The organism is Isoptericola halotolerans (assembly GCF_003003075.1).
GTDB lineage: Bacteria > Actinomycetota > Actinomycetes > Actinomycetales > Cellulomonadaceae > Isoptericola > Isoptericola halotolerans_A.
The window spans coordinates 47,286-68,406 of sequence record NZ_PVTX01000001.1; the positions used below are offsets into that span (position 1 = coordinate 47,286).

Sequence of the window (21,121 nt, forward strand, 5' to 3'; positions counted from 1 at the left end):
CGGTCGAGGTATGCCCGAGTCGTCCACGCCGGACCGCGCGCCGGCGCCGAAGCAGTTCCGCTCGAGCCGCCTCAGCCGTGCCGAGGACGCGGTGATGCGCGTCCTCGTCCGCCTCCACGCCGTTCCGCGGACGTCTCTGCTGACCACGCGCGGCCGCAAGAGCGGCCGCCCTCGGACCAACCCGGCGACCGTCGTCGCCCAGGACGGGTCCCGCTGGCTGGTGTCGCCCTACGGTGTCGTGTCCTGGGTGCACAACGTCCGGGCCGACGGCCGGGTGGTGCTCCACCGGCTCCTCGAGCGGCAGACGTACCTGGCGCAGGAGCTTCCCGCGCAGGACGCCGCGCCGATCCTGCGGGAGTACGTGCGGATCGCTCCGGCGACGCGGCCGTACTTCGCGGCCGCCGTCGACGCCCCGGTGGAGGAGTTCGCCGCAGAGGCGGACCGTCACCCCGTCTTCGCGCTCGTCCCCGCCGGGCCGTACGGCGGCTGGGCCGGCAGCGTCAGGTCAGGCCCCGCCCGGCCGCGTACGTCGCCGCGGCCGCCCGCGAGCCCAGGCCGAGCACACCGTAGATGTTCGTGACGTGCCGGTGGACGGTGTGTGCGCTGAGTTGCAGCGCCACGCCGATCTCTGCGTTCGTGAGCCCGCGGGCGAGGAGGCGCAGCACCTCGGCCTGCCGGGCAGTGAGGGGATCGGTGGCCCCGCGCGCGAGGATCGCCCGGGCCCGCTCGACGTCCCGGCCGGCCTCCAGCGGCACCAGCGTCTCCAGCGCCGCGGCGGCGTGCTCCCGGGCGCCGGAGCCGTCCCCGAGCGCGAGCAGCGTCTCGGCGAGCTCGAGGCGGCACTCGGCCTCGTCGAACGGCAGCCGTGCGTCGTGCAGGTGCCGCACGGCCGCCCGCCAGCGGCTCACCGCCTCCTGCGGGCCGAGGAGCCGCGCCTCGGCGGCCGCCGCAGAACCCCGGAGGAAGTCGGTGCCGACCCTCTCGGCCAGCGCGCCGAGACGCGCGGCGGCCTGGCGCGCCTCGTCCACGTGACCTGCGGCGAGACCGGCCGAGACCGCCACCGCCAGCGCGTCGACCTGCTCGAGCTGGTGCTCCGGGAGCCAGTCCAGCAGCTCGCTGACGATCGACCAGGCACCGCTCGCGTCGCCCTCGGCGAGCCTGACCTGCGCGAGACCGGTCAGCGCCCCCGGATGGAGGTGCCCCTGTCGCAGCAGGGCGCCGGCGTCGGCGAGCCGTCCCTGCCGCCGGCGCAGCTCGCCGAGCTGCACCACGGCCTCCAGCCGGCTCCCGCGCCGGGAGTGCTCCGACCGTTGCAGCACGTCCGTCAGGCTCGACTCGGCCTCGGTGACCTCGCCCTGCGCGAGGAGCACGGCGGCGTACTGGGTGCGGCAGACGAGGAACAGCGGCGCGAGGTCGCGCCGGGCGCACATCTCCTCGACCCGGACGCACCACTCGCGGGCGCGGTCCAGGTCGTGCGCCTCCTGGCAGGCGACGATCAGCCAGCAGCAGATCTTGCCCATCCACATCAGGTCGTCGACGTCGCCCGCGGTCGCCGCCACGGAGGCCGCGTCGAGCAGCGCCATCCCCTCCGTCACCTCGCCGAGCCGGACGCGTGCGAGCCCGGCCAGGGCGTGGGCGACGATCGACAGGTCGCCGTCCGCGGTGTCGTGCGCGACCCGCTGCGCCGCCGTCGCGGCGTCGAGAGCCGCGGCGGCGTCGTGGTCGACGGCGAGCGCCAGCTCGGCGCGGCGGACCGCCAGCCACCCCGCCTCGGGGACGTCGGTGCGGCCGTCGAGCAGGTCGGCGGCGCGTTCCAGCCAGCCGCGTCCGACGGCGACGCCCGCCCCGAAGAGGACGGAGTCGTAACCCAGGGCCGCGGCCGTGCGGACCGCACCCCGCAGGTCGCCGCGTGCACGGTAGCCGCGGTAGGCGGCCTCGCGGGCCCCGAGGGCCTGCTCGGCGTCGTCCAGCCACCAGGCGGCCTGCCCTCGTGGTGGCCGGGTTCGTCGCTCTCCGCCGCCAGCGCGGAGAGGCCGACCGCCGCCTCGTGCCAGCGGCCGGTCCTCAACGCGGTCCGTGCGCCGACGGCGTCCATCTCGTCAGACTGCGCCCCGGCGGCGGAGGTGGCAACCCTCAGGCGCTGACTCCGGCACCGGCGGCGAGGGCGTGCACGTCGGCGGTGGTGAGCGCGTTGCCGGCGATCCCCCAGTCGCCGCTGGCCACCTCGTGGATGACGCACCACGTGACGGGGCGCATCGCCTCGCCCTCGACGCTGACCATCGCGTCGGTGACGCGCGTGATGATCTGCGCCTTCTGCTCGGGTGTGAAGACGTCCTTGATGACGTTGACCTGGACGAGCGGCATGGTTCCGGTCCCTTCGGTGGGCCGCCCCGGAGCGGGGCGGGCTGGGACCAGCATCCGGCGGGCGAGGCCCGCCCCGCTTCGACCGTGCGGGCCAACTTCCGCGGTGCGTGGACTGGCCCGATCGGGTCACCGGGTGTCAGTGCACGGCGAGCGCCTCGTCGACGGCACCGAGGAAGTCGTCGAGATCCTTCGGCGTCCTCGACGTGATGAGCGTGCGGTCCTGCGCGGTGCACACGACCACGGACTCGTCGCGCCACTCCTCGGCCCCCGCGTTGCGGATGTCGGTCTGCAGGGACGGGTAGGACGTGAGCGTCTTGCCCTCGACGACGCCGGCCTCCACGAGCGCCCAGGGGCCGTGGCAGATCGCGGCGATCGGGCGCTGCGACTCCGTGAACGACCGCACGATGCGCGACGCCGCATCCTCCAGGCGCAGCGAGTCGGCGTTCAGCGTGCCGCCGGGCACGAGCAGCAGGTCGAAGCCGGCCGGGTCGACGTCGTCGAGGGTGACGTCGACGGGGACGGTGCGGCCGGGATCCTTGTCGCCGACCAGGGTGGCGACGTCGTCGGTGGTCTGGGCGGCGACGGTCACGACCGCTCCCCGCTCGCGCAGGTGCTCGAGCGGGACCACCAGCTCGTCCTGCTCGACGCCGTAGTTGGTCACGATGGCCAGCACGGTGCGTCCGGTCAGGTCGGTGTCTGCCATGTCGGTCTCCTTCCCTGAGGGGTCTGCGTCCGAGCGGCCACGGTAGGCACGGCGTCCGGATGGACGCACCCGGGCGGGCGGTGCCCGGTGGCCCCCTGTGGCCCCCACCACCCCGGCACGGCAGGATGGGGAGCACCCCACGAACGGAGGTCACGATGGAATCGCCCAAGACCAGCAAGAAGCGCGGCGGCCCGCTGAGCCTGTTCAAGCTGGTGATGTTCGCCCTGTTCGTCGCCGCCGTCACCAAGGAGCTGCAGAAGGACCCGGAGGAGCGGGAGTGGCACGGCACCGTCGCCGGGTTCGTGCCCTACGAGTTCCGCATCCCCACGCTCGAGCGCGTCAAGGAACGCGTGTGGGACCCCGACGGCGCGCACATCCTGAGCCCCCACGTCTGGGGCGTCGGCTGGACCGTCAACGTCGGGCGCGTCGTCGCCGTCGTGCGGGAGAAGCTGGCGGACTGACCACCCGGCCCCGCCCGGTTCCGCCACGGCGGCGGCGTGCCTCGTCCTCATCGGCGCGATGGCACGGCGCGTCGTCCGAGACCGGTCGGGAACGTCGGAACCGTCGGGGACGAGGCGCTACCCGTCGATCGCCAGAGCGTCGGAGGTCAGTGCCGGACCGCTGGTGACCGTGACCTCGGCGCGCACCTCGGTGCCGGCGGGAAGGTCCGGGGGCAGGGCGACCTGGAAGTCGAGGTCGCCGGCCTCGGACGCGGTCAGGGTGCCGCCGTCGATGGCCGGAGGCGGCGCGGCGAGCTCGCCGTCAGCGAGGAGGGCGACGCCGGTCACGCTGAGCGGCTCCACCGTCTCGCCCTGGCCGTCGTCGCAGCCGGACAGCAGGTTCTCACCGTGCAGGGTCACGAGGTCGCCCGCCGAGGCCGCGTCCACGGACCAGCGCAGCTCGGGCGCTGCGCAGGCAGCCGAGCCGTCGGCGTCCTCGGCCGCGCACCCGGCCACGGTCAGAGCGGTGGCGGCGGTGAGGGCGAGGAGAGCTCCGCGGTGTGCCATGTCTCGAGCGTAGGGGTGAGGCGACTTCAGCGTGCTGCCGGGCCGGTCGAGTCCCGCACCACCAGGCGGGTCGGGAGCTCGGCCCCCGGGTCCGACGACGTCGCGTCCGCCCCCGTCGCTCCGCCGGCGCCGTCCAGGACCGCCAGCAGCCGGGCGGCCGCCCGGGCGCCGAGCTCCTCGGCGGGGACCGCGACGGTGGTCAGTGCCGGCGTGGTGAGGTCCGCGCCGAAGACGTCGTCGTGACCGACCACGCTCAGCTCGCCCGGGACCGGCACCCCGCTCTCGGTCAGCCGGTCGAGCGCGCCGAACGCGATCAGGTCGTTGTACGCCAGCAGCGCCGAGGCCCCGGACCGCCGGGCGGCGTCCGCGGCGGCGGGCCCGGCGTCGCGCCGGGGGGCGTGGTGACCCAGGTCGCTGAAGCGGGTCCCGAGCCGGGCGCACGTCTCGACGACCGCGCGACGGCGCCGCTCCTCGGACCAGGAGGTCGCCGGCCCGCGGGCGTAGGCCACGTGCCGGTGGCCCCGCTCGTGCAGGTGCTCCACGGCGGCGACGACGCCCTGCGTCCCGGTCCGGACGGTGGGGACGTCTGCCACGTCGCGGTTGATCGCGACCAGCGGGACGCGTCGGGTCCAGGCCGCCAGGGCGGCGCGGTCGAGGCGTGACGCCGCGAGCACGATGCCGTCCACCCGGCCCGCCAAGGCCTCCAGCACCTGCTCCTCGGAACGGGGTTCCTCCTCGACGTCGGCGACCACCTGCACCATGTCGTGCTCGCGCAGGTGCCGCGTGGATCCCCGGACCAGGGCCATGAAGAACGGGTTGGTCAGGTCGGGGACCACGAGCGCCACGGTGCCGGACCGCCCGGAGCGGACCTGGCGGGCGGCGGCGCTGGGCACGTACCCGAGCTCGTCGGCGGCCTGCTGGACGCGTGCTGTCGTCCCGGCCGAGACGCGGCCGGGACGGTGCAGCGCCCGGGAGGCCGTCGAGACCGACACCCCGGCGCGCCGGGCGACGTCGGCGAGCGTGGCCCGCCGGGTCATGCGCCGGCCGCCGCCGGCCAGGGCGTGCACCGCGACTCGGTCCAGGCGGCGTCGACGGGCGGCCGCTCGCCACCGAGGGTCAGGTACAGCCGGTCGACGCGCAGCCCGGCCTTGCGCGCCAGCACGGAGAGCGTGTGCTGGCCGGCGGTGAGCTCGACGTCCATGAGCTCGTGCCACACCCACGCCTGCGCCGTGCCGAAGCTGAACATGTCCCCGCCGCAGAACTGGTCCTCGGGCGGCAGCGGCGTGCCGTCCACCGCGAGGGTCAGCGCGTCGTCGGAGTCGGCGTCGAACTTCACCAGCACCCACACGGCGTACGTGCCGGGCCGGGGGACCTCGACGCGCAGGTGCAGTCCGGGCGCCTGGAGGGCGTCGTCCCAGCGGCGGCCGGGGGCGTCGACGTGCATCGCCAGGCCCGTCCGCCCGTTCGTCTCCGCCTGGGTGTGCGTCCAGCCCACCACCGGCTCGTCGGTGCTCGGCGTGGTCCAGGCGCCGGGCTCCTCGCGCAGCGTGCGCTCCACCTCCAGGGCGAGGACGCCGTCGTCGGCCACCGCGACGCCGCTCGCGAGCCGGGCCAGCACGTCCTGGGTGCCGTCAGGGCTCGCCGCGTACCGGGGCGGGCCGAGCGTCGGTTGCGCCACGACCTCGTTGCGCGTGAACGTGGTGGGCGTCGCCCAGTACTCGCGCGGCACGAACACCGCCTGGTGCGGCGGCACCTCGGCGGGCAGCACGCCGTAGAGGGTCCGCGCGACGTGGTCCAGCGCGGCGAGGTCCACCGACACCGGGTCCGGGTCGTCGCGCACCGGCAGCGGCTGCCCGGCACGGGTGCTCGACGGCGGCGCCAACGTCGTGGCGCGCCGCTCGCCCGTCCACAGCACCAGCGCGGACAGCGCGAACCCGTCGTCGACCACGTGGAGGCGGACCGTGTGCGTCCCGGCGCCCAGGAACGGCAGGCGCAGCGTGAGCCGCTCGACGTTCTCCACCACGGCCTGCGCCCACACCCCGCGGTGCTCGTCGGTGGTGGGGGACTCGACCAGCACGGGCGGCAGGTCGTCCACCGACACGCCGACGCGGAGCCGGCCCGTCGAGTCCAGGCCGGGGAACCGGAACAGCTCGAGCAGGTGCGCACCCGGGGTCTCGAGGTGGACGCGGAACCCCACCGTCCCGGCGTCGTGCACCGTGGCGGGGTCGGCGCTCGCGGCCCGGCCGTGCGCCTCGAGCAGTCCGCCGCCGCCGCGGCCGAGGCCCGGCACCACGGTCCAGGAGCTCTGCTCGGTGTCGTGCCGCTCGTCGGGCGCGTCGGCGGGGAGGGACACGTACCCGTCGGCCTCCAGCGCGCACCCGTCCTCGGGCGTCGAGGTGGGAGCGCTGGTCCGCACGGGGACGACGACGGTGCTCCCGTCGGTCTCGCAGCGCACCACGACCTGGCCCACCCGGTCGGCGGCGTCCTGCGGGACGCGGACCGCGATCCGACGCTCGGTGGCGACGGTGAGACGCGCGGCACCGGACCCGGGGGCGCCGAGCTCGATCCACGGGTCGGCCTCGAGGGTGACCTCGATCTCGCCCGCGCCGGTGGTGAACACCTCGATCCACTTCGACCGCGTGCCGTGCGCCGCGAACTCCAGGGCGGGCGCGTCGCCGGGGCGTTCCTCGCCCCACACGACGACGCCGAGACCGGGCGCGCCGATCTGCAGGGCGGGCCGCCCGGCCGGGAACAGTGCGGTGGCCGGGGGCGGGAAGTCCTCCGGCGTCATGATCCCGTCCCACTTCCCGCCCGACATGACCGTGTTGTAGGCGCGGATCATCGCGCGCTTGTGCCCGTCGAACGTCCGTGACAGCGCCAGGTGGTGGTCCGCGGCCGCCATCTTGCCCTGGGCGTACGCGAGCGCCGAGCGGTCGGCGTGCACGAACTGGGCGTTGGTCAGGTACGAGGCGTGCACCTTGAGCGCGACGAGCTGGAAGAAGGCGTCGCGCTCGCGGTCCGGGAGCTGCGCCCAGACGGCGGAGACCTGCTCAGCGAGCTCGCGCAGGCGGTCCAGCCGCCGGGCCGCCTCGTCGCCGTACGCCGTCTGCGAGAAGGCGCGGGCGGACAGATGCTCGATCTTGCGCACGTCGGTGACCTGCGCGAACTCCTCGAGGAGCGGTCCGACCTGTGCACCGATGCCGCCGGAGAACGATCGGTCGACCCAGTCGCGGGCCCAGGCGGAGACGTCGGACGTGCTCGTCGGGGCGCGGTGCGTGCCGTCCTCGCCCTCCACGCGGCCGACCTCCCACGCGTACCGCAGGAAGAACTCGGTGTCCTGCTCGAGCGGCTTGAGCGCGCCGACGTTGTTCACCCACAGGGTGCGGATGCCGCGGTCCCAGGCCTTGCCCAGCTCGTTCTTCATGAGGGTCAGCGGCATGGACGAGATGAACAGGTAGCTGCGCGGTGGCGGGGACCAGTACGACGAGTGGTAGTACAGCCCGTGACCGCCGCGGCGGCCGCGCTCGGCGTCGTCCGGGAAGCGGCGCACGTGCCCGAAGCTGTCGTCCGACCAGATGAGGGTGACGTCCTCGGGGATCTCCACGCCGTCGTCGTAGAGGGGGAGCACCTCCTTGTACGGGACGAAGCACTGCAGCTCGCCGGCGGCCCGCTCGGCGCCGAGCTCGTCGGCGAGCAGTGCTCGCTGGTCGTCGATCAGGGTGTTCAGCAGGCTGACGCGGGCGCGGTGCTTCTGCTCCGCGGACAGGTGCGGGTCGTCGTCGATCCTCGACGTGACGAATCCCGAGTCGTGGATGCCCCGCATGCCGACGGTCCAGCCGACCTCGTAGTCGGCGTTCTGCTGGATGCTCTCCCGCCAGTACCGGTGCAGCAGGTCGCGGTTGGCGCCCTCGATCGAGTAGTCGTACTCGACGTGGTGGCCGGCCCGGGCCTGCTCGGCGGCCCACGGCGCCCACTCGTGCTCGTTCGAGCGCAGCAGCATGTCGCAGTGGCTGGTGCCGATGACGATCCCTGCCTCGTGCGCGAGCCGGCCGTTCTCCGGGTCCGCGTTGAACGCGTTGACGTGCATGGCCGGCCACAGGTAGTTGCCCTTGAGGCGCAGCACCAGCTCGAAGACGTGCGCGTAGAGGGTGGGTCCGATGGTGCCGTCGGGGGTGTGCCGGCGCGCCCAGGTGTCGAGCTCCTCCTCGTCGTTGAGGAAGATGCCGCGGTAGCGCACCGACGGCCGATCGGTGTGGTCGGTGTCGCGCGCCACGGTGAGGTGCTCGCGGGTGCGGACGGGCACGTCGGCGAACCAGTGCCACGGCGAGACGCCGGCGCGCTCGCACAGGTCGTAGATCCCGAACACGGTGCCGCGCCGGTCGGCGCCCACGATCCAGAGCTGGTCGCCGAGCGTCCGGACGAGGAGCGCCTCCCAGGCGGGGCGGCCGTCGTCGTCGAGCAGGGCGGTGACGTCGAGGCGGCCGTCGGCGACGGCGTCGTCCACCCACCGGCTCGTGCCGAGCGTGCCGACGACGACGGTGGCGCGGTCCGCGTGCGCGTGCCGGTCCACCGTGGCCCCGGGGCAGACGCGACCGATATCGCCGACGAGGTGGCCGACGGCGCGGAGCACGGCGGCGGTCTCGGCCGGGTCGACGGCGACCGTCGTCGTGGCGCCGGGTGCGGCCAGCGGGGTGCCGTCGCGATCCTCGAGGACGTAGCTCATGCGGCGACCCTAGGCTGCAAACGTTTGTCGGTCCACCGGCCACGGGTTTACTTGACCGGTCGAGAGGCTTGTGACAACGTTTGCCATCGCGGCGAAGCGACATCGCGACGGAGCGACGAGAGGACGACGATGGAGCACACCTGGCGCTGGTTCGGACCGCGCGACCCCATCACGCTGGCGGACGTCCGCCAGACCGGGGCGACCGGCGTCGTCACCGCCCTGCACGACGTCCCCAACGGCGAGGTGTGGACCGTCGAGGCGATCACCGAGCGCCGCGAGATGATCGAGGCCGCCGGTCTGCGCTGGTCGGTGGTGGAGAGCATCCCCGTGCACGACGACGTCAAGCGGCGCGCACCGGGCTACGAACGGTGGCTCGAGACGTACGCCCAGAGCGTGCGCAACGTGGCGGCCTGCGGCATCGACGTCGTCTGCTACAACTTCATGCCGGTCCTGGACTGGGTCCGCACCGACCTGGCGTACCCGCTGCCCGACGGCGCGCTGGCGCTGCGGTTCGACCAGGACGCCTTCGCGGCGTTCGACCTGTTCCTGCTGCAGCGACCGGGCGCCGAGGGCGACTACACCGACGTCGAGGTCGAGCGCGCGCGCCGGCATCTCGACGCGATGACACCGCCGGAGGTCGACCGGCTCGTCGCGACCGTCTCCGCCGGGCTCCCGGGCTCGGAGGAGACGTGGACGCTCGACGGCCTGCGCGCCGAGCTCGCCGCCTACGCCGAGGTGGACGAGGCGTCCCTGCGCGCGGCGCTCGTCGAGTTCCTCGAGGCGATCGTGCCGGTGTCCGAGGAGTGCGGGGTGCGCCTCGGCATCCACCCGGACGACCCGCCGCGTCCGGTACTCGGGCTGCCGCGCATCATGTCCACCGCCGCCGACGCGCGCTGGCTCCTCGACGCCGTCCCGCACCCCGCGAGCGGGCTCACGTTCTGCACCGGGTCCTTCGGCGTCCTGCCCGAGAACGACCTCGTGGCGATGGTCGACGAGCTCGCGCCGCGCATCCACTTCGCGCACCTGCGCTCCACCCGCCGCGAGGCTGACCCGCGCACCTTCCACGAGGCGCACCACCTGGGCGGTGACGTCGACATGGTCGGTGTGATCGCGGCGCTCGTGCGCGAGGAGCGGCGCCGCGAGGAGCACGGCGGCGCCCGGATCCCGATGCGCCCCGACCACGGCCATCTGCTGCTGGCCGAGCAGGCCTCCGAGCGCGCGTCCGCCGTGCCCGGCTACTCCCTGGTCGGGCGGCTCAAGGGCCTGGCCGAGCTGCGCGGCGTGGAGCTGGCGGTGCGGCAGCTCTCCACGTCCGGCTGAGCTCTCCCGCCCGGTTTCGCGACGCCAAGTATGATGGGGAGTATGAGCGCTCCTACGAAGGCATTCAGCAGCAGTCTTCCGGTGCCGGACCTGGAGTTCCTGGAGGACTACGGTCGCCGCCACCAGCTGTCCTCGCGAGCGTCGGCCCTCCGTGCTGCCGTGCGAGCCTTGCGCGAGGCCGAAGCCGAGGACCACTACGTGGCTGCCTTCGAGGAGTGGAACGAGTCCGACGACTCGGCGCTGTGGGAGGGGACCGCTACCGACGGTCTGGAGACTCCGGGTCCATGAGCCTGGCACCGGCCAAGCGGCGGAGCGAGATCTGGGACGTCGAGTTCGATCCGGCGCAGGATGGCGAGGTCGCCACAACCCGTCCCGCCGTGATCGTCTCCAACGACGGGGCGAACCGCGCCGCGGGACGAGCCCGAGAGGGCGGTGTGCTGGTCGTCGTGCCGATCACGTCGAACGTGCGTCGAGTGCTGCCGTTCCAGACGGCCCTCCCGGCGGACGAGCACACCGGGCTGGCTGCCGACTCGAAGACCCAGCCCGAGCAGCTCCGCGCTGTGCACGTCCGGCGTTTCGTCGGACGGCGCGGCTCGTTGTCGGCCGAGCAACAGGCAGCGCTCGACACGGTGCTGATGGACCACCTCGGTCTCTGACGGCGCTCGTCGTCGTGGCCGGGGGATGATGGCCGCGATGAGCACCGACACGACACCGGGTCGCCCGGGCCGCCCGGACCTGGTGGCACGCCGGGCGCGCGCCGCCGTCGCGGCGCTCTTCCTGACGAACGGTGCGCTGTTCGCCAACCTGCTGCCCCGGTACCCCGAGATCAAGGCGGCCCTGGACCTCAGCAACACCGTCTACGGCCTCGCCGTCATCGCCTTCCCCGCCGGTGCGATCGTCTCGGGGTTCGCGACCGCCGCTGCCGTCCGCCGGTTCGGCTCCGCCCGGATCGCCGCCGTCGGCACCGTGCTGACCGCCGTCGGCGTGCTGTGCGCCGGGTTGGCTCCGGCGCTCGGGCTGTTCGTCGCCGCGCTGTTCGCCGCCGGGGCGTCCGACGCGTTCACCGACGTCGGCCAGAACGCGCACGGCCTGCGCGTCCAGCGCCGGTACGGGCGGTCGATCTTCAACTCCTTCCATGCCCTGTGGTCCGTTGGGAGCGTCGTCGGCGGGGCGATGTCCGCCGTCGCGATCGCGCTCGACGTCCCGCTCGGGATCCACCTCGCCGTCTCCGGGGCGATCTTCTCCGCCGTGGCCCTCGTCGCGCTGCGGTACTGCCTGCCCGGCCTGGACGAGCAGGAGCGCGCGGCCGGCGGGCGTACCGGGGACCGACCGGCCGACGGCGGCGCCCCGGCCGCCGGACCACGAGGCCGGACGATCTTCCTCCTGGTCGCGTTCGTCGTCGTCGCGATCTCCGGCACCGTGGTGGAGGAGGCGACGAACTCCTGGGCGGCCGTCTACCTGTCCGGGTCGCTCGACACCACCGGCGCGGTCGCGGCCACCGCGTTCATCGCCTTCATGGCGGCGGAGTTCGTGGGACGGGCGACGGGGGACCGGTTCGTGGACCGGTTCGGCCAGCGGGCGGTCGCCCGGGCCGGCGGCCTCCTCGTGGCGGTCGCGATGGGTCTGGCGCTTGCCTTCCCCTCGGTGCCGGGGACCGTCGTCGGGTTCGCGGTCGCCGGCTTCGGCGTGGCCACGGTGATCCCCGCGGCGATGCACGCGGCCGACGAGCTGCCGGGCCTGCGCGCCGGCACCGGGCTGATGGTCGTCACCTGGCTGATGCGCCTCGGGTTCCTCCTGACGCCGCCGTTCGTGGGGCTCGTCTCGGACGCGACCACCCTGCAGGTCGGGCTCCTCGTGGTGCCGGCGGCCGGGATCGCCATCGTGCTGGCCGGTTCGCTGCTGCAGGGACGCCGGACGACCCCCAGGATCGACCTATGACCCACCTGCCGTTCGCCGAGCTGCACCTGCACATCGAAGGAACGCTGGAACCCGAGCTCGTCATGGAGCTCGCCCGGCGCAATGGCGTCGCCCTGCCGTACGACGACGTCGGCGAGCTGCGTGCCGCCTACGACTTCACCGACCTGCAGTCCTTCCTGGACCTGTACTACGCGAACATGGCGGTGCTGCGCACCCGTCAGGACTTCGCGGACATGACGGCGGCGTACCTCGCGCGGGCCGCGACGGCGGGGGTGCGGCACGCCGAGATCATGTTCGACCCGCAGGCGCACCTGGTCCGCGGCGTCCCGCTGGAGGTGGCGGTCGAAGGGATCGCCTCCGTGCTCGCCACCAGCGAGGACGACCACGGCGTCTCGACGCTGCTCATCGCGGCGTTCCTGCGGGACCGTCCGGAGGCGGAGGCCCTGGACGTCCTCGACGGGCTGCTCGGCATGGGCGCCCCGATCGCCGGCGTCGGGCTCGACTCAGCCGAGATCGGCCACCCGCCGGCGAAGTTCGCGAGGCTCTTCGCGCGGGCCCGGGCCGCCGGTCTGCACCTCGTCGCCCACGCGGGGGAGGAGGGCCCGGCCGCGTACGTCACCGAGGCGCTCGACGTGCTGGGTGTGGAGCGGATCGACCACGGCATCCGCGCGCTGGACGACGACGCCCTGGTGTCCCGGCTGGTCGCCGAGCAGGTGCCGCTGACGGTCTGCCCGCTGTCGAACGTCGCGCTGCGGGCGGTCGGCACGCTGGCCGAGCACCCGGTCGTGGCGATGCTGGAGCGCGGGCTGAACGTCTCGGTGCACTCCGACGACCCCGCCTACTTCGGCGGCTACCTCGACGACAACCTCGACGCCCTCACGACGGCGGTGGGCCTGACCCGGGCGCACCGCGTGCGGCTCGCCGAGAACTCGCTCCGGGCGTCGTTCCTCCCCGCCGGGCGCCGCGACGCGCTGCTCGCCGAGGTCGCCGCGGCGTCGGACTGAGGGCATCAGCAGGGCGTCAGGGTTCCCGGCCCGGGCGTCAAGGATCCGTCAGGGCCGCCGATCAGGAGGCCGGCGACGGCTAGACCTGGAGTCATGACCGATCTCGCCTTCGTCGTGTTCACCGTCGCGTTCTTCGCGACCGTGGCCGCTCTGGTCCGCCGGAGGGTCGCATGAACGCCCTCGACTACCTCTTCTTCGTCCTGATGCTCGGCACCCTGGGCTATCTCTTCGTCGTGATGCTCCGCGACGGACGGGAGCGCTGACGGGCCGATGAGCACCACCACCACCGTCCTCGCGGCGGTCGGGCAGCTTGCCCTGCTCGTCACGCTGCTCGGCGCGGCCCACGCTCCCTTCGGGGCCTACATGGCCCGCGTGTACTCCAGCCCCCGGCACCTGCGCGGTGAGCGGCTCTGGTACCGCCTCGTCCGGGTCGACCCGGACGTGGAGCAGCACTGGCGGACCTACGCCCTGTCGCTCCTCGGCTTCTCCCTCGTCTCGGTGCTCGCCCTCTTCGGTCTCGGCCGGCTGCAGGGGCACCTGCCCGGGAACCTGGGGTTCCCCGGCCTCGACCCGGCCGGAGCCTGGAACAGCGCGGTCAGCTTCACCACGAACACCAACTGGCAGTGGTACTCCGGGGAGCAGACGGCCGGCCACCTGCTGCAGATGGCGGGCTTCGCGGTCCAGAACTTCCTGTCCGCCGCCGTCGGCATGTCGGTCGCCATCGCCCTGGTCCGCGGGTTCGCCCGATCCGGGACGGACGCCCGGATCGGCAACTTCTGGACCGACCTCACGCGGTCCGTCGTGCGCATCCTGCTCCCGATCTCGATCGTCGCGACGCTGGTCCTCGTGGCCAACGGCGTCGTCCAGAACCTCGACCCGCACTCCGCCGTCACCACGCTGACCGGAGACACCCAGCACGTGGTGGGTGGCCCGGTCGCCTCGCAGGAGGCCATCAAGGAGCTCGGCACGAACGGCGGCGGGTTCTTCAACGCCAACTCGGCGCACCCGTTCGAGAACCCGAACCCGGTGACCAACCTGGTGGAGATCTTCCTGCTGCTCCTCATCCCCATGACGCTGCCGCGCACGTTCGGCCTGCTGGTGGGCGACCGTCGGCAGGGATGGGCGATCCTCGGCGTCATGGCCACCCTGTGGGCGAGCGCCGTCGCGCTGACGACCTGGTCCGAGGTGGCGGGGCCGGGGACCGTGCCACAGCTCGCCGGTGCTGCCATGGAGGGCAAGGAGACGCGCTTCGGGCCCGCCACCAGTGCGCTGTTCGCCGCCTCGACCACCGGGACCTCCACCGGTGCGGTGAACTCGATGCACGACTCGTTCACCGCCCCGGGTGGAGGTGTCGCCCTGTTCGACATGCTGCTCGGAGAGGTCGCCCCCGGAGGCGTCGGGGCCGGTCTGTACGGGATGCTCGTGCTCGCCGTCGTGGCCGTGTTCGTCGCCGGGCTCATGGTCGGGCGCACGCCCGAGTACCTCGGCAAGAAGATCGGTCGCGGCGAGATGACCCTCGTCGCGTTCTTCGTGCTCACGACGCCGGCGATCGTGCTCGTGGGCACCGCCGTCTCGGTGTCGGTCGCTCCGGGCCTTCTCGGGATCCAGGAGCCGGGACCGCACGGGTTGTCCGAGGTCCTCTACGCCTTCGCCTCGGCCGGCAACAACAACGGCTCGGCCTTCGCGGGCCTGAGCACCGGAACGCCCTACTACAACACGATGCTCGGCCTCGCCATGCTCGCCGGCCGCTTCGTGCCGATCGTGCTCGTCCTGGCGCTGGCCGGGCGGCTGGCGTCGCAGCGCACCGTGCCGGCCTCGGTGGGCACCCTGCCCACGCACCAGCCCTTGTTCGCCGGCCTGGTCGCCGTCGTCGCGATCGTCGTCGTCGGCCTCACCTTCGTCCCCGTCCTGTCTCTCGGGCCTGTCGTGGAGGCACTGTCATGACCCACCACACCACTCTCACCCCGCCCCAGCCGTCGACCCGGCCCTCGGGCACGACCGCGTCCGCCCCGCTGCGCGGCGCGCGGCAGCGGTCCGTGACCTGGGCCCAGGTGCGTGCGGCGCTCCCGGGGGCGCTGCGCGGCATGGACCCGCGCACGCTGCGGCACAGCCCGGTCCTGCTGGTCGTCGAGGGCGGCGCCGTCCTGACGACCGTGCTCGCCGCCGCCTCGCCGAGCCTGTTCTCCTGGCTCGTCACGCTCTGGCTGTGGGCCACGGTCTTCTTCGCGACCCTGGCGGAGTCGATCGCCGAGGCCCGGGGACGCGCGCAGGCCTCGTCGCTGCGGGCCACCCAGCGCACCACGACGGCCCGCAAGGTGGTGGCACCGCGGGACACCCTCGCGTCGGGGACCAGCCTGGGGGAGCTGCCCGCCGTCGAGGTCGCGTCCGCGGACCTCACCGTCGGCGACGTCGTCGTCGTGGTGGCCGGGGAGACGATCCCGGGCGACGGCGACGTGATCGAGGGGGTCGCGACCGTCGACGAGTCAGCGATCACGGGGGAGTCCGCCCCGGTGATCCGCGAGTCGGGCGGGGACCGCTGTGCGGTGACCGGTGGCACCGTGGTGCTCTCGGACCGGATCGTCGTCCGCATCACCAACCCGCCGGGGCAGAGCTTCGTCGACCGCATGATCGCGCTCGTCGAGGGCAGCGAACGGCAGCGGACCCCGAACGAGGTGGCACTCAACCTGCTGCTGACGGCGCTCACGGCCGTCTTCGTGCTCGCCGTGGCGACGCTCCAGCCGTTCGCGGTCTACAGCGGCGCGCGCCAGGACGTCATCGTCCTGGTGGCCCTGCTCGTCTGCCTCATCCCGACGACGATCGGCGCCCTGCTGTCGGCGATCGGGATCGCCGGCATGGATCGGCTCGTGCAGCGCAACGTGCTCGCGATGTCCGGCCGAGCGGTGGAGGCCGCAGGCGACGTGGACGTGCTGCTGCTCGACAAGACGGGGACGATCACCTACGGCAACCGACGGGCCACCGACCTGCTCCCCGTCGGTGACGCGGGGGAGGCGGAGCTGGCCGCCGCGGCGCGGCTGGCGTCCCTGGCGGACGACACCCCCGAGGGGCGCAGCATCGTCGAGCTGGTCGACCACCGGTCCGACGCCCCGGCCGGCGAGCTGCCCGCGGGCAGCGAGCTCGTACCGTTCACCGCGCAGACCCGCATGTCCGGTGTCGACCTCCCGGGCACGCCTGGCGAGGGAGCGGTGCGACTGCGCAAGGGGGCCGCTTCCGCGGTGCAGCGCTGGCTGCGGAGCACCGCCGCGCAGCCGACCGCCGAGACGCTCGACGAGCTCTCCCGCCAGGTCGACTCCGTGGCGCGCACCGGCGGCACCCCGCTCGTCGTCGCCCAGCAGCTCGGTGACGCACCCGCTCGCGTCCTCGGCGTCGTCCACCTCAAGGACGTCGTCAAGGACGGGGTGCGCGAACGGTTCGACGAGCTGCGCGCCATGGGCATCCGCACGGTCATGGTCACCGGCGACAACGCCGTGACCGCCCGGGCCATCGCCGCCGAGGCCGGCGTCGACGACGTCCTGGCCGAGGCGACGCCGGAGGACAAGCTCGCCCTGATCCGCCGCGAGCAGGAGGGCGGACGCCTGGTCGCGATGGCCGGCGACGGGACGAACGACGCCCCGGCGCTCGCCCAGTCCGACGTCGGCGTCGCGATGGCCTCGGGGACCTCGGCCGCCAAGGAGGCCGGGAACATGGTCGACCTCGACTCGGACCCGACCAAGCTCATCGAGATCGTGGAGGTCGGCAAGCAGCTGCTCATCACCCGCGGAGCGCTCACCACGTTCTCCGTGGCGAACGACGTCGCCAAGTACTTCGCCATCCTTCCGGCCATGTTCGTGGGGTTCTTCCCCCAGCTCGGGCTGCTCAACGTCATGGGGCTGCACTCGCCGGAGTCGGCGATCGTCTCGGCGGTGATCTTCAACGCCCTGGTCATCCTCGCGCTCGTCCCGCTCGCCCTGCGCGGTGTGCGTTACCGGCCGTCCTCCGCGTCAGCACTGCTCCGACGCAACCTGTGCGTCTACGGGCTCGGTGGTCTGGTCGCACCGTTCCTCGGGATCAAGCTCATCGATCTCGCCGTCTCGCTCCTTCCCGGCCTGTGAGGCCGGCGTCCTCTGGAGGGCACTCATGACTCAGTCACAGGCCGTCACGGCCACCGCACGGCGTGCCACGGGCGCGTCGCTCACCCGGCACGCGCTGACCGGGCTCCGGGTGCTGCTGGCGTTCACGCTGCTGGTGGGGGTCGCGTACCCGCTGGCGATGACCGGGGCGTCCCAGCTCCTGTTCGGCTGGCGTGCGGACGGCTCGCTCGTCCGTGCCGACGGCAGCCCGACGCGGGACCGCTCGGAGGCGGTCGGCTCGGCACTGCTGAGCCAGTCCTTCGAGGGCCCGGAGTGGTTCCGCTCGCGGCCGTCCGCCGCGGGCGACGGGTTCGACCCGCTCTCCTCCGGGGGCACCAACCTGGGTCCGGAGAGCCCCGAGCTCGTCGGCTCGGTCCGCGAGCTGCGCGCGGAGGTCGCGGCGACCGAGGGCGTCGACGTCTTCGACGTCCCTGCCGACGCGGTGACGTCCTCGGCCTCGGGGCTCGACCCGCACATCAGCCCCGCGTACGCCGAGCTGCAGGTGCCGCGCGTCGCTCGGGCGCGCGGGCTGCCCGAAGAGGTGGTCCGTGAGCTGGTCGCCGACCACTCCGCCGGACGCTCCCTCGGCGTCCTCGGCGACCCGCGCGTCGACGTGCTCGGCCTCAACATCGCGCTCGACCGGTCCGGCCGTACGATCGGCGGTTGAAGGGGAGTGGAGACATGACGATGCCCGGCGCGGGACCGCGCGCGGCGCGACGAGGCCGCCTGACGGTGTATCTCGGTGCGGCGCCCGGCGTCGGCAAGACCTACGCGATGCTCGACGAGGCCGAACGACGGCGGGGCCGCGGCACGGACGTCGTCGTCGGCCTCGTCGAGACCCACGGGCGTGCGGGCACGGCGGCGAAGGTCGGCACACTGGAGGTGATCCCTCGCCGGGAGGTCACCTACCGCGGCACGAGGCTGACCGAGCTGGACGTGGACGCCGTCATCGCCCGTGCCCCGGAGGTGGTGCTCGTCGACGAGCTCGCGCACTCCAACGCGCCGGGCTCGAAGCACCCCCAGCGGTGGCAGGACGTGCACGATCTCCTGGACGCCGGGATCGACGTCGTCACCACGGTCAACGTGCAGCACCTCGCCTCGCTCACGGACGACGTCGAGGCCATCACGGGCGTGCGGCAGCAGGAGACCTTGCCCGACCAGGTCGTGCGGGACGCGGAGCAGATCCAGCTCGTCGACCTGTCGCCGCACCAGCTCCGACGGAGGCTGGCGCACGGGAACGTGTACCGCTCGGAGCAGATCGACGCCTCGCTCAGCCAGTACTTCCGGGAGGGCAACCTCACGGCGCTCCGTGAGGTGGCGCTGCTCTGGCTCGCCGACAGGGTCGACGACGCGCTCACCCGCTACCGCGTCGACCACGACATCGGGAGCATGTGGCCGGCCCGCGAGCGCATCGTCGTCGCGGTCACCGGTGGCGAGGAGAGCGAGACGCTCGTCCGGCGGGCCAGCCGGATCGCCCAGCGCGCCGCGGGGTCCGAGCTGCTGGCGGTCCACGTGCTGGCGACGGACGGCCTGCCGTCGGCGCCGCCGGCGGCGATCGCCGCCCAGCGCAGCCTCGTGGAGTCCCTCGACGGCACCTTTCACACGGTCCTCGGTGAGGACGTCCCCTCCGCGGTGATCGACTTCGCCCGGGGCGTCAACGCGACGATGGTGGTGGTGGGGGTGTCCCGGCACTCCCGCTGGCGCCAGGCGCTCCTCGGATCCTCGAGCAACGAGATCGCGCGCCTCTCGGGTGCCATCGACGTCCACCTGGTCACGCACGAGAAGGCGCGGACGGGTGTGCGGGTGCCGTCCCGGTTCTCGTCGCTCTCGCGTGGCCGCCGGGTCGCCGGGTGGGTCTCGGCGGTCGTCGTCCCCGCCCTGCTGGCGACGCTCTTCGCGTGGCTCGACCGGGATCCCGACAACCTCCCGAGCCACCTGATGATCTACCTCGCCGGGGTCGTCGCGGTCGCGCTGGTGGGCGGGCGCTGGCCGGCGCTGGTCGCCGCCGTCCTGTCGTTCGTCGTGCTGAACTGGTTCAACACCGAACCGACCGGGCAGCTGGTGGTCGACCGGCCGGAGGACGTGCTCGCGCTGGCCGTGTTCGTGGTGGTGGCGGCCTCGGTCGCGTCCGTCGTCGACCTCGCCGCGCGGCGCACCATCCAGGCGTACCGGGCTCGCGCCGAGGCGTCGACGCTGGCCGCGCTGTCCCGCGCGGTGCTCTCGGGGGAGGACACCGCCGAGGCGATCGTGCAGCGTCTGAACCTGACCTTCGGCCTCGACGAGGTGCGGCTCGAGGCGCGCGGCGCCGAGCGCGCGCGGTGGGAGCCCGTGGCCACGGCGGGACACGCCCGGACGTCGTCGACCGCGACCGTCGTCCGCATCGACGACGGACGCCGGCTCGTGCTGCACGGGCGGGCGCTCGCGGCCAGCGACCGTCAGGTGGTCGAGGCGTTCGGCAGCCAGGCAGGCATAGCGCTCGAGCACCGCGAACTGCGCGAGCAGGCGGCGGCGGCCCGGACGCTGGAGCACGCCGAGGCGACCCGCACGGCGCTGCTCGCCGCCGTCTCGCACGACCTGCGCACACCGTTGTCCGCCATCCGTGCCGCGGTCGACGGGCTCTCGTCGGACGTCAGCCTCGACCTGGAGGACACCGCAGCTCTCGTGGACACGATCCAGGACTCGACGGGCCGCCTGGAGCGGTTGATCGACAACCTGCTGGACCTGTCCCGGCTGCAGACCGGCTCGGTGCAGCCCGTGCTGCGGCGGGCGTCCTTGGAGGAGGTCGTCCCGGTCGCCGTCGAGCCCTGGGTCGGCGCCCTCGACCTGGACCTGCCGGAGGACCTGCCCCTGGTGACCACCGACGTCGGCCTGCTCGAGCGGGTGGTGGCGAACCTCGTGTCGAACGCCGTCCGGCACTCTCCGGCGGGGGCGGCCGTGCGGGTGTCCGCCTCGGCAACCCGGGACAGCATCGAGATCCGCGTGGCCGACGCCGGACCGGGTGTGCCGGACGAGCGCAAGCAGACCATGTTCGCACCGTTCCAGCGCCTGGACGACCGGGGAGGCGCGGGGCTCGGGCTCGGACTCGCCGTCGCGGACGGGCTGGCGACGGCGGTCGGCGCGACGGTCACGGCCGAGGACACACCGGGTGGAGGGCTCACCATGCTCGTCACCGTCCCGCGGGACGGGGTGTCCGCGGACGGGCACCGGGGAGGTGCTGACGGATGACCGGCGAGACGGGCCAGGGGAACCGCGTGCTGGTGGTCGACGACGACGCCGGGCTCGCGCGGGCGCTGGCCATCAACCTGCGGGCGCACGGCTGGGACGTGACGGTGGCCGCGACGGGGGCGGGAGGCCTCGACGCGGCGTCGTCGGCGCACCCTGACGTGATCGTCCTGGACCTGGGCCTCCCGGACGTGCCGGGGCTGGAGGTGCTGCAGGGGATCCGCGGGTGGAGCAGGGTGCCGATCGTGGTGCTCTCGGCACGGGAGCTCAATGAGGACAAGGTCGACGCGCTCGACGCCGGTGCCGACGACTACGTGACGAAGCCGTTCGCCATGAACGAGCTGCTCGCGCGGCTGCGTGCCGCCGTGCGGCGGGCAGCGCCCGCGGCGCCCGCCGCCGCCGTGGTCGAGGCAGGCCGGCTCCGCATCGATCTCGCACGGCGGACGGTCGAGCGGGACGGTGCCGACGTCCGGCTCACCCCGACGGAGTGGTCGCTCCTGGAGGTGCTGGTGCGTCAGCGGGGGCGCATGGTGGGGCGCCTCCAGCTGCTCCAGGAGGTCTGGGGGCCGGGTTACGACACCGAGACCAACTACCTGCGTGTCTACACCGCACAGCTGCGGCGCAAGCTCGAGGACGACCCGGGTCGGCCGCGGCACCTCATCACGCACCCGGGCGCCGGGTACCGCTTCGAGGTCTGAACGGCGTCGGCGCCGCCCGCTCGGTCCGTCTCGCAC

Annotated in this window: 19 protein-coding genes; 13 read left to right on the forward strand and 6 right to left on the reverse strand. The window is 73.7% G+C overall.

What is annotated here, in order from left to right:
• Positions 1-10 precede the first annotated feature (10 nt).
• The gene (locus BCL65_RS00280; RefSeq protein ID WP_207767760.1) at positions 11-580 is read left to right on the forward strand and encodes a nitroreductase family deazaflavin-dependent oxidoreductase; all 570 of its coding nucleotides are present in this window, start codon (positions 11-13) and stop codon (positions 578-580) included.
• Here the strand turns inward: BCL65_RS00280 and BCL65_RS00285 are convergent.
• The gene (locus BCL65_RS00285; RefSeq protein WP_106264136.1) at positions 501-1,583 is read right to left on the reverse strand and encodes a LuxR family transcriptional regulator; all 1,083 of its coding nucleotides are present in this window, start codon (positions 1,581-1,583) and stop codon (positions 501-503) included. The two genes, BCL65_RS00280 and BCL65_RS00285, sit on opposite strands and share 80 nt — an antisense overlap.
• Positions 1,584-1,631: 48 nt before the next feature.
• Between BCL65_RS00285 and BCL65_RS17865 the strand changes: the two genes are divergently transcribed.
• Positions 1,632-2,144 (forward strand): hypothetical protein, encoded by a 513-nt coding sequence (locus BCL65_RS17865; RefSeq protein ID WP_106264138.1) that lies wholly within the window; start codon positions 1,632-1,634, stop codon positions 2,142-2,144.
• Here BCL65_RS17865 and BCL65_RS00295 read toward each other — a convergent pair.
• The gene (locus BCL65_RS00295; protein WP_106264140.1) at positions 2,134-2,364 is read right to left on the reverse strand and encodes a tautomerase family protein; all 231 of its coding nucleotides are present in this window, start codon (positions 2,362-2,364) and stop codon (positions 2,134-2,136) included. The genes BCL65_RS17865 and BCL65_RS00295 overlap by 11 nt on opposite strands.
• A gap of 136 nt (positions 2,365-2,500) precedes the next feature.
• On the reverse strand, positions 2,501-3,067 hold the full coding sequence (locus tag BCL65_RS00300; RefSeq protein ID WP_106264142.1) for a type 1 glutamine amidotransferase domain-containing protein: 567 nt from the start codon (positions 3,065-3,067) through the stop codon (positions 2,501-2,503).
• 155 nt (positions 3,068-3,222) lie between these two features.
• Between BCL65_RS00300 and BCL65_RS00305 the strand changes: the two genes are divergently transcribed.
• A complete protein-coding gene (locus BCL65_RS00305) occupies positions 3,223-3,528 on the forward strand; it encodes a DUF5808 domain-containing protein (protein WP_106264144.1) in 306 nt (101 codons plus the stop codon).
• A gap of 117 nt (positions 3,529-3,645) precedes the next feature.
• Here the strand turns inward: BCL65_RS00305 and BCL65_RS00310 are convergent, their stop codons facing one another.
• The 3 genes from BCL65_RS00310 to BCL65_RS00320 are packed head-to-tail and all read right to left on the reverse strand — an operon-like array spanning position 3,646 to position 8,797.
• Positions 3,646-4,074 (reverse strand): hypothetical protein, encoded by a 429-nt coding sequence (locus BCL65_RS00310; protein ID WP_106264145.1) that lies wholly within the window; start codon positions 4,072-4,074, stop codon positions 3,646-3,648.
• Between the two features lie 26 nt (positions 4,075-4,100).
• On the reverse strand, positions 4,101-5,141 hold the full coding sequence (locus BCL65_RS00315) for a LacI family DNA-binding transcriptional regulator (protein ID WP_243401146.1): 1,041 nt from the start codon (positions 5,139-5,141) through the stop codon (positions 4,101-4,103).
• Positions 5,108-8,797: a glycosyl hydrolase 115 family protein gene (locus tag BCL65_RS00320; RefSeq protein ID WP_106264147.1), complete on the reverse strand. Its 3,690-nt coding sequence runs from the start codon at positions 8,795-8,797 to the stop codon at positions 5,108-5,110. The genes BCL65_RS00315 and BCL65_RS00320 overlap by 34 nt, the downstream gene beginning before the upstream one ends.
• A 129-nt stretch (positions 8,798-8,926) precedes the next feature.
• Here BCL65_RS00320 and uxuA point away from each other — a divergent pair, with 129 nt between their 5' ends.
• The 10 genes from uxuA (at position 8,927) to BCL65_RS00370 (ending at position 21,085) form a co-directional block, all read left to right on the forward strand.
• A complete protein-coding gene (gene uxuA, locus BCL65_RS00325) occupies positions 8,927-10,117 on the forward strand; it encodes a mannonate dehydratase (RefSeq protein WP_106264149.1) in 1,191 nt (396 codons plus the stop codon).
• 42 nt (positions 10,118-10,159) lie between these two features.
• The gene (locus BCL65_RS00330) at positions 10,160-10,405 is read left to right on the forward strand and encodes an antitoxin (RefSeq protein WP_243401147.1); all 246 of its coding nucleotides are present in this window, start codon (positions 10,160-10,162) and stop codon (positions 10,403-10,405) included.
• A complete protein-coding gene (locus BCL65_RS00335) occupies positions 10,402-10,773 on the forward strand; it encodes a type II toxin-antitoxin system PemK/MazF family toxin (RefSeq protein ID WP_106264153.1) in 372 nt (123 codons plus the stop codon). The genes BCL65_RS00330 and BCL65_RS00335 overlap by 4 nt, the downstream gene beginning before the upstream one ends.
• Positions 10,774-10,810: 37 nt before the next feature.
• Positions 10,811-12,055, forward strand: coding sequence for an MFS transporter (locus tag BCL65_RS00340; RefSeq protein WP_106265100.1), 1,245 nt, complete (start codon positions 10,811-10,813; stop codon positions 12,053-12,055).
• Positions 12,052-13,038 (forward strand): adenosine deaminase, encoded by a 987-nt coding sequence (locus BCL65_RS00345; protein WP_106264155.1) that lies wholly within the window; start codon positions 12,052-12,054, stop codon positions 13,036-13,038. The genes BCL65_RS00340 and BCL65_RS00345 overlap by 4 nt, the downstream gene beginning before the upstream one ends.
• A gap of 270 nt (positions 13,039-13,308) precedes the next feature.
• Positions 13,309-14,982 carry a potassium-transporting ATPase subunit KdpA gene (gene kdpA / locus BCL65_RS00350; RefSeq protein WP_106264157.1) on the forward strand — a complete coding sequence of 558 codons (1,674 nt, stop codon included), beginning with the start codon at positions 13,309-13,311 and terminating at the stop codon, positions 14,980-14,982.
• A complete protein-coding gene (kdpB, locus tag BCL65_RS00355) occupies positions 14,979-17,147 on the forward strand; it encodes a potassium-transporting ATPase subunit KdpB (RefSeq protein WP_106264159.1) in 2,169 nt (722 codons plus the stop codon). Before kdpA ends, kdpB begins: the two co-directional genes overlap by 4 nt.
• A gap of 25 nt (positions 17,148-17,172) precedes the next feature.
• On the forward strand, positions 17,173-17,832 hold the full coding sequence (gene kdpC, locus BCL65_RS00360; protein WP_106264161.1) for a potassium-transporting ATPase subunit KdpC: 660 nt from the start codon (positions 17,173-17,175) through the stop codon (positions 17,830-17,832).
• 14 nt (positions 17,833-17,846) lie between these two features.
• Complete coding sequence (locus BCL65_RS00365) at positions 17,847-20,390, forward strand: DUF4118 domain-containing protein (protein WP_243401148.1); 2,544 nt, start codon at positions 17,847-17,849, stop codon at positions 20,388-20,390.
• Positions 20,387-21,085 (forward strand): response regulator, encoded by a 699-nt coding sequence (locus BCL65_RS00370; protein WP_106264163.1) that lies wholly within the window; start codon positions 20,387-20,389, stop codon positions 21,083-21,085. Before BCL65_RS00365 ends, BCL65_RS00370 begins: the two co-directional genes overlap by 4 nt.
• The last annotated feature ends 36 nt before the right edge of the window (positions 21,086-21,121 follow it).

Bases quoted from the DNA above. Each gene is read 5' to 3' on its own strand.
- BCL65_RS00280 (WP_207767760.1), top strand. From the start codon at position 11: ATGCCCGAGTCGTCCACGCCGGACCGCGCGCCGGCGCCGAAGCAGTTC.
- BCL65_RS00285 (WP_106264136.1), bottom strand. From the start codon at position 1,583: ATGGCGCTGCTCGACGCGGCCTCCGTGGCGGCGACCGCGGGCGACGTC.
- BCL65_RS00295 (WP_106264140.1), bottom strand. From the start codon at position 2,364: ATGCCGCTCGTCCAGGTCAACGTCATCAAGGACGTCTTCACACCCGAG.
- BCL65_RS00300 (WP_106264142.1), bottom strand. From the start codon at position 3,067: ATGGCAGACACCGACCTGACCGGACGCACCGTGCTGGCCATCGTGACC.
- BCL65_RS00305 (WP_106264144.1), top strand. From the start codon at position 3,223: ATGGAATCGCCCAAGACCAGCAAGAAGCGCGGCGGCCCGCTGAGCCTG.
- BCL65_RS00310 (WP_106264145.1), bottom strand. From the start codon at position 4,074: ATGGCACACCGCGGAGCTCTCCTCGCCCTCACCGCCGCCACCGCTCTG.
- BCL65_RS00320 (WP_106264147.1), bottom strand. From the start codon at position 8,797: ATGAGCTACGTCCTCGAGGATCGCGACGGCACCCCGCTGGCCGCACCC.
- uxuA (WP_106264149.1), top strand. From the start codon at position 8,927: ATGGAGCACACCTGGCGCTGGTTCGGACCGCGCGACCCCATCACGCTG.
- BCL65_RS00330 (WP_243401147.1), top strand. From the start codon at position 10,160: ATGAGCGCTCCTACGAAGGCATTCAGCAGCAGTCTTCCGGTGCCGGAC.
- BCL65_RS00335 (WP_106264153.1), top strand. From the start codon at position 10,402: ATGAGCCTGGCACCGGCCAAGCGGCGGAGCGAGATCTGGGACGTCGAG.
- BCL65_RS00340 (WP_106265100.1), top strand. From the start codon at position 10,811: ATGAGCACCGACACGACACCGGGTCGCCCGGGCCGCCCGGACCTGGTG.
- BCL65_RS00345 (WP_106264155.1), top strand. From the start codon at position 12,052: ATGACCCACCTGCCGTTCGCCGAGCTGCACCTGCACATCGAAGGAACG.
- kdpA (WP_106264157.1), top strand. From the start codon at position 13,309: ATGAGCACCACCACCACCGTCCTCGCGGCGGTCGGGCAGCTTGCCCTG.
- kdpB (WP_106264159.1), top strand. From the start codon at position 14,979: ATGACCCACCACACCACTCTCACCCCGCCCCAGCCGTCGACCCGGCCC.
- kdpC (WP_106264161.1), top strand. From the start codon at position 17,173: ATGACTCAGTCACAGGCCGTCACGGCCACCGCACGGCGTGCCACGGGC.
- BCL65_RS00365 (WP_243401148.1), top strand. From the start codon at position 17,847: ATGACGATGCCCGGCGCGGGACCGCGCGCGGCGCGACGAGGCCGCCTG.
- BCL65_RS00370 (WP_106264163.1), top strand. From the start codon at position 20,387: ATGACCGGCGAGACGGGCCAGGGGAACCGCGTGCTGGTGGTCGACGAC.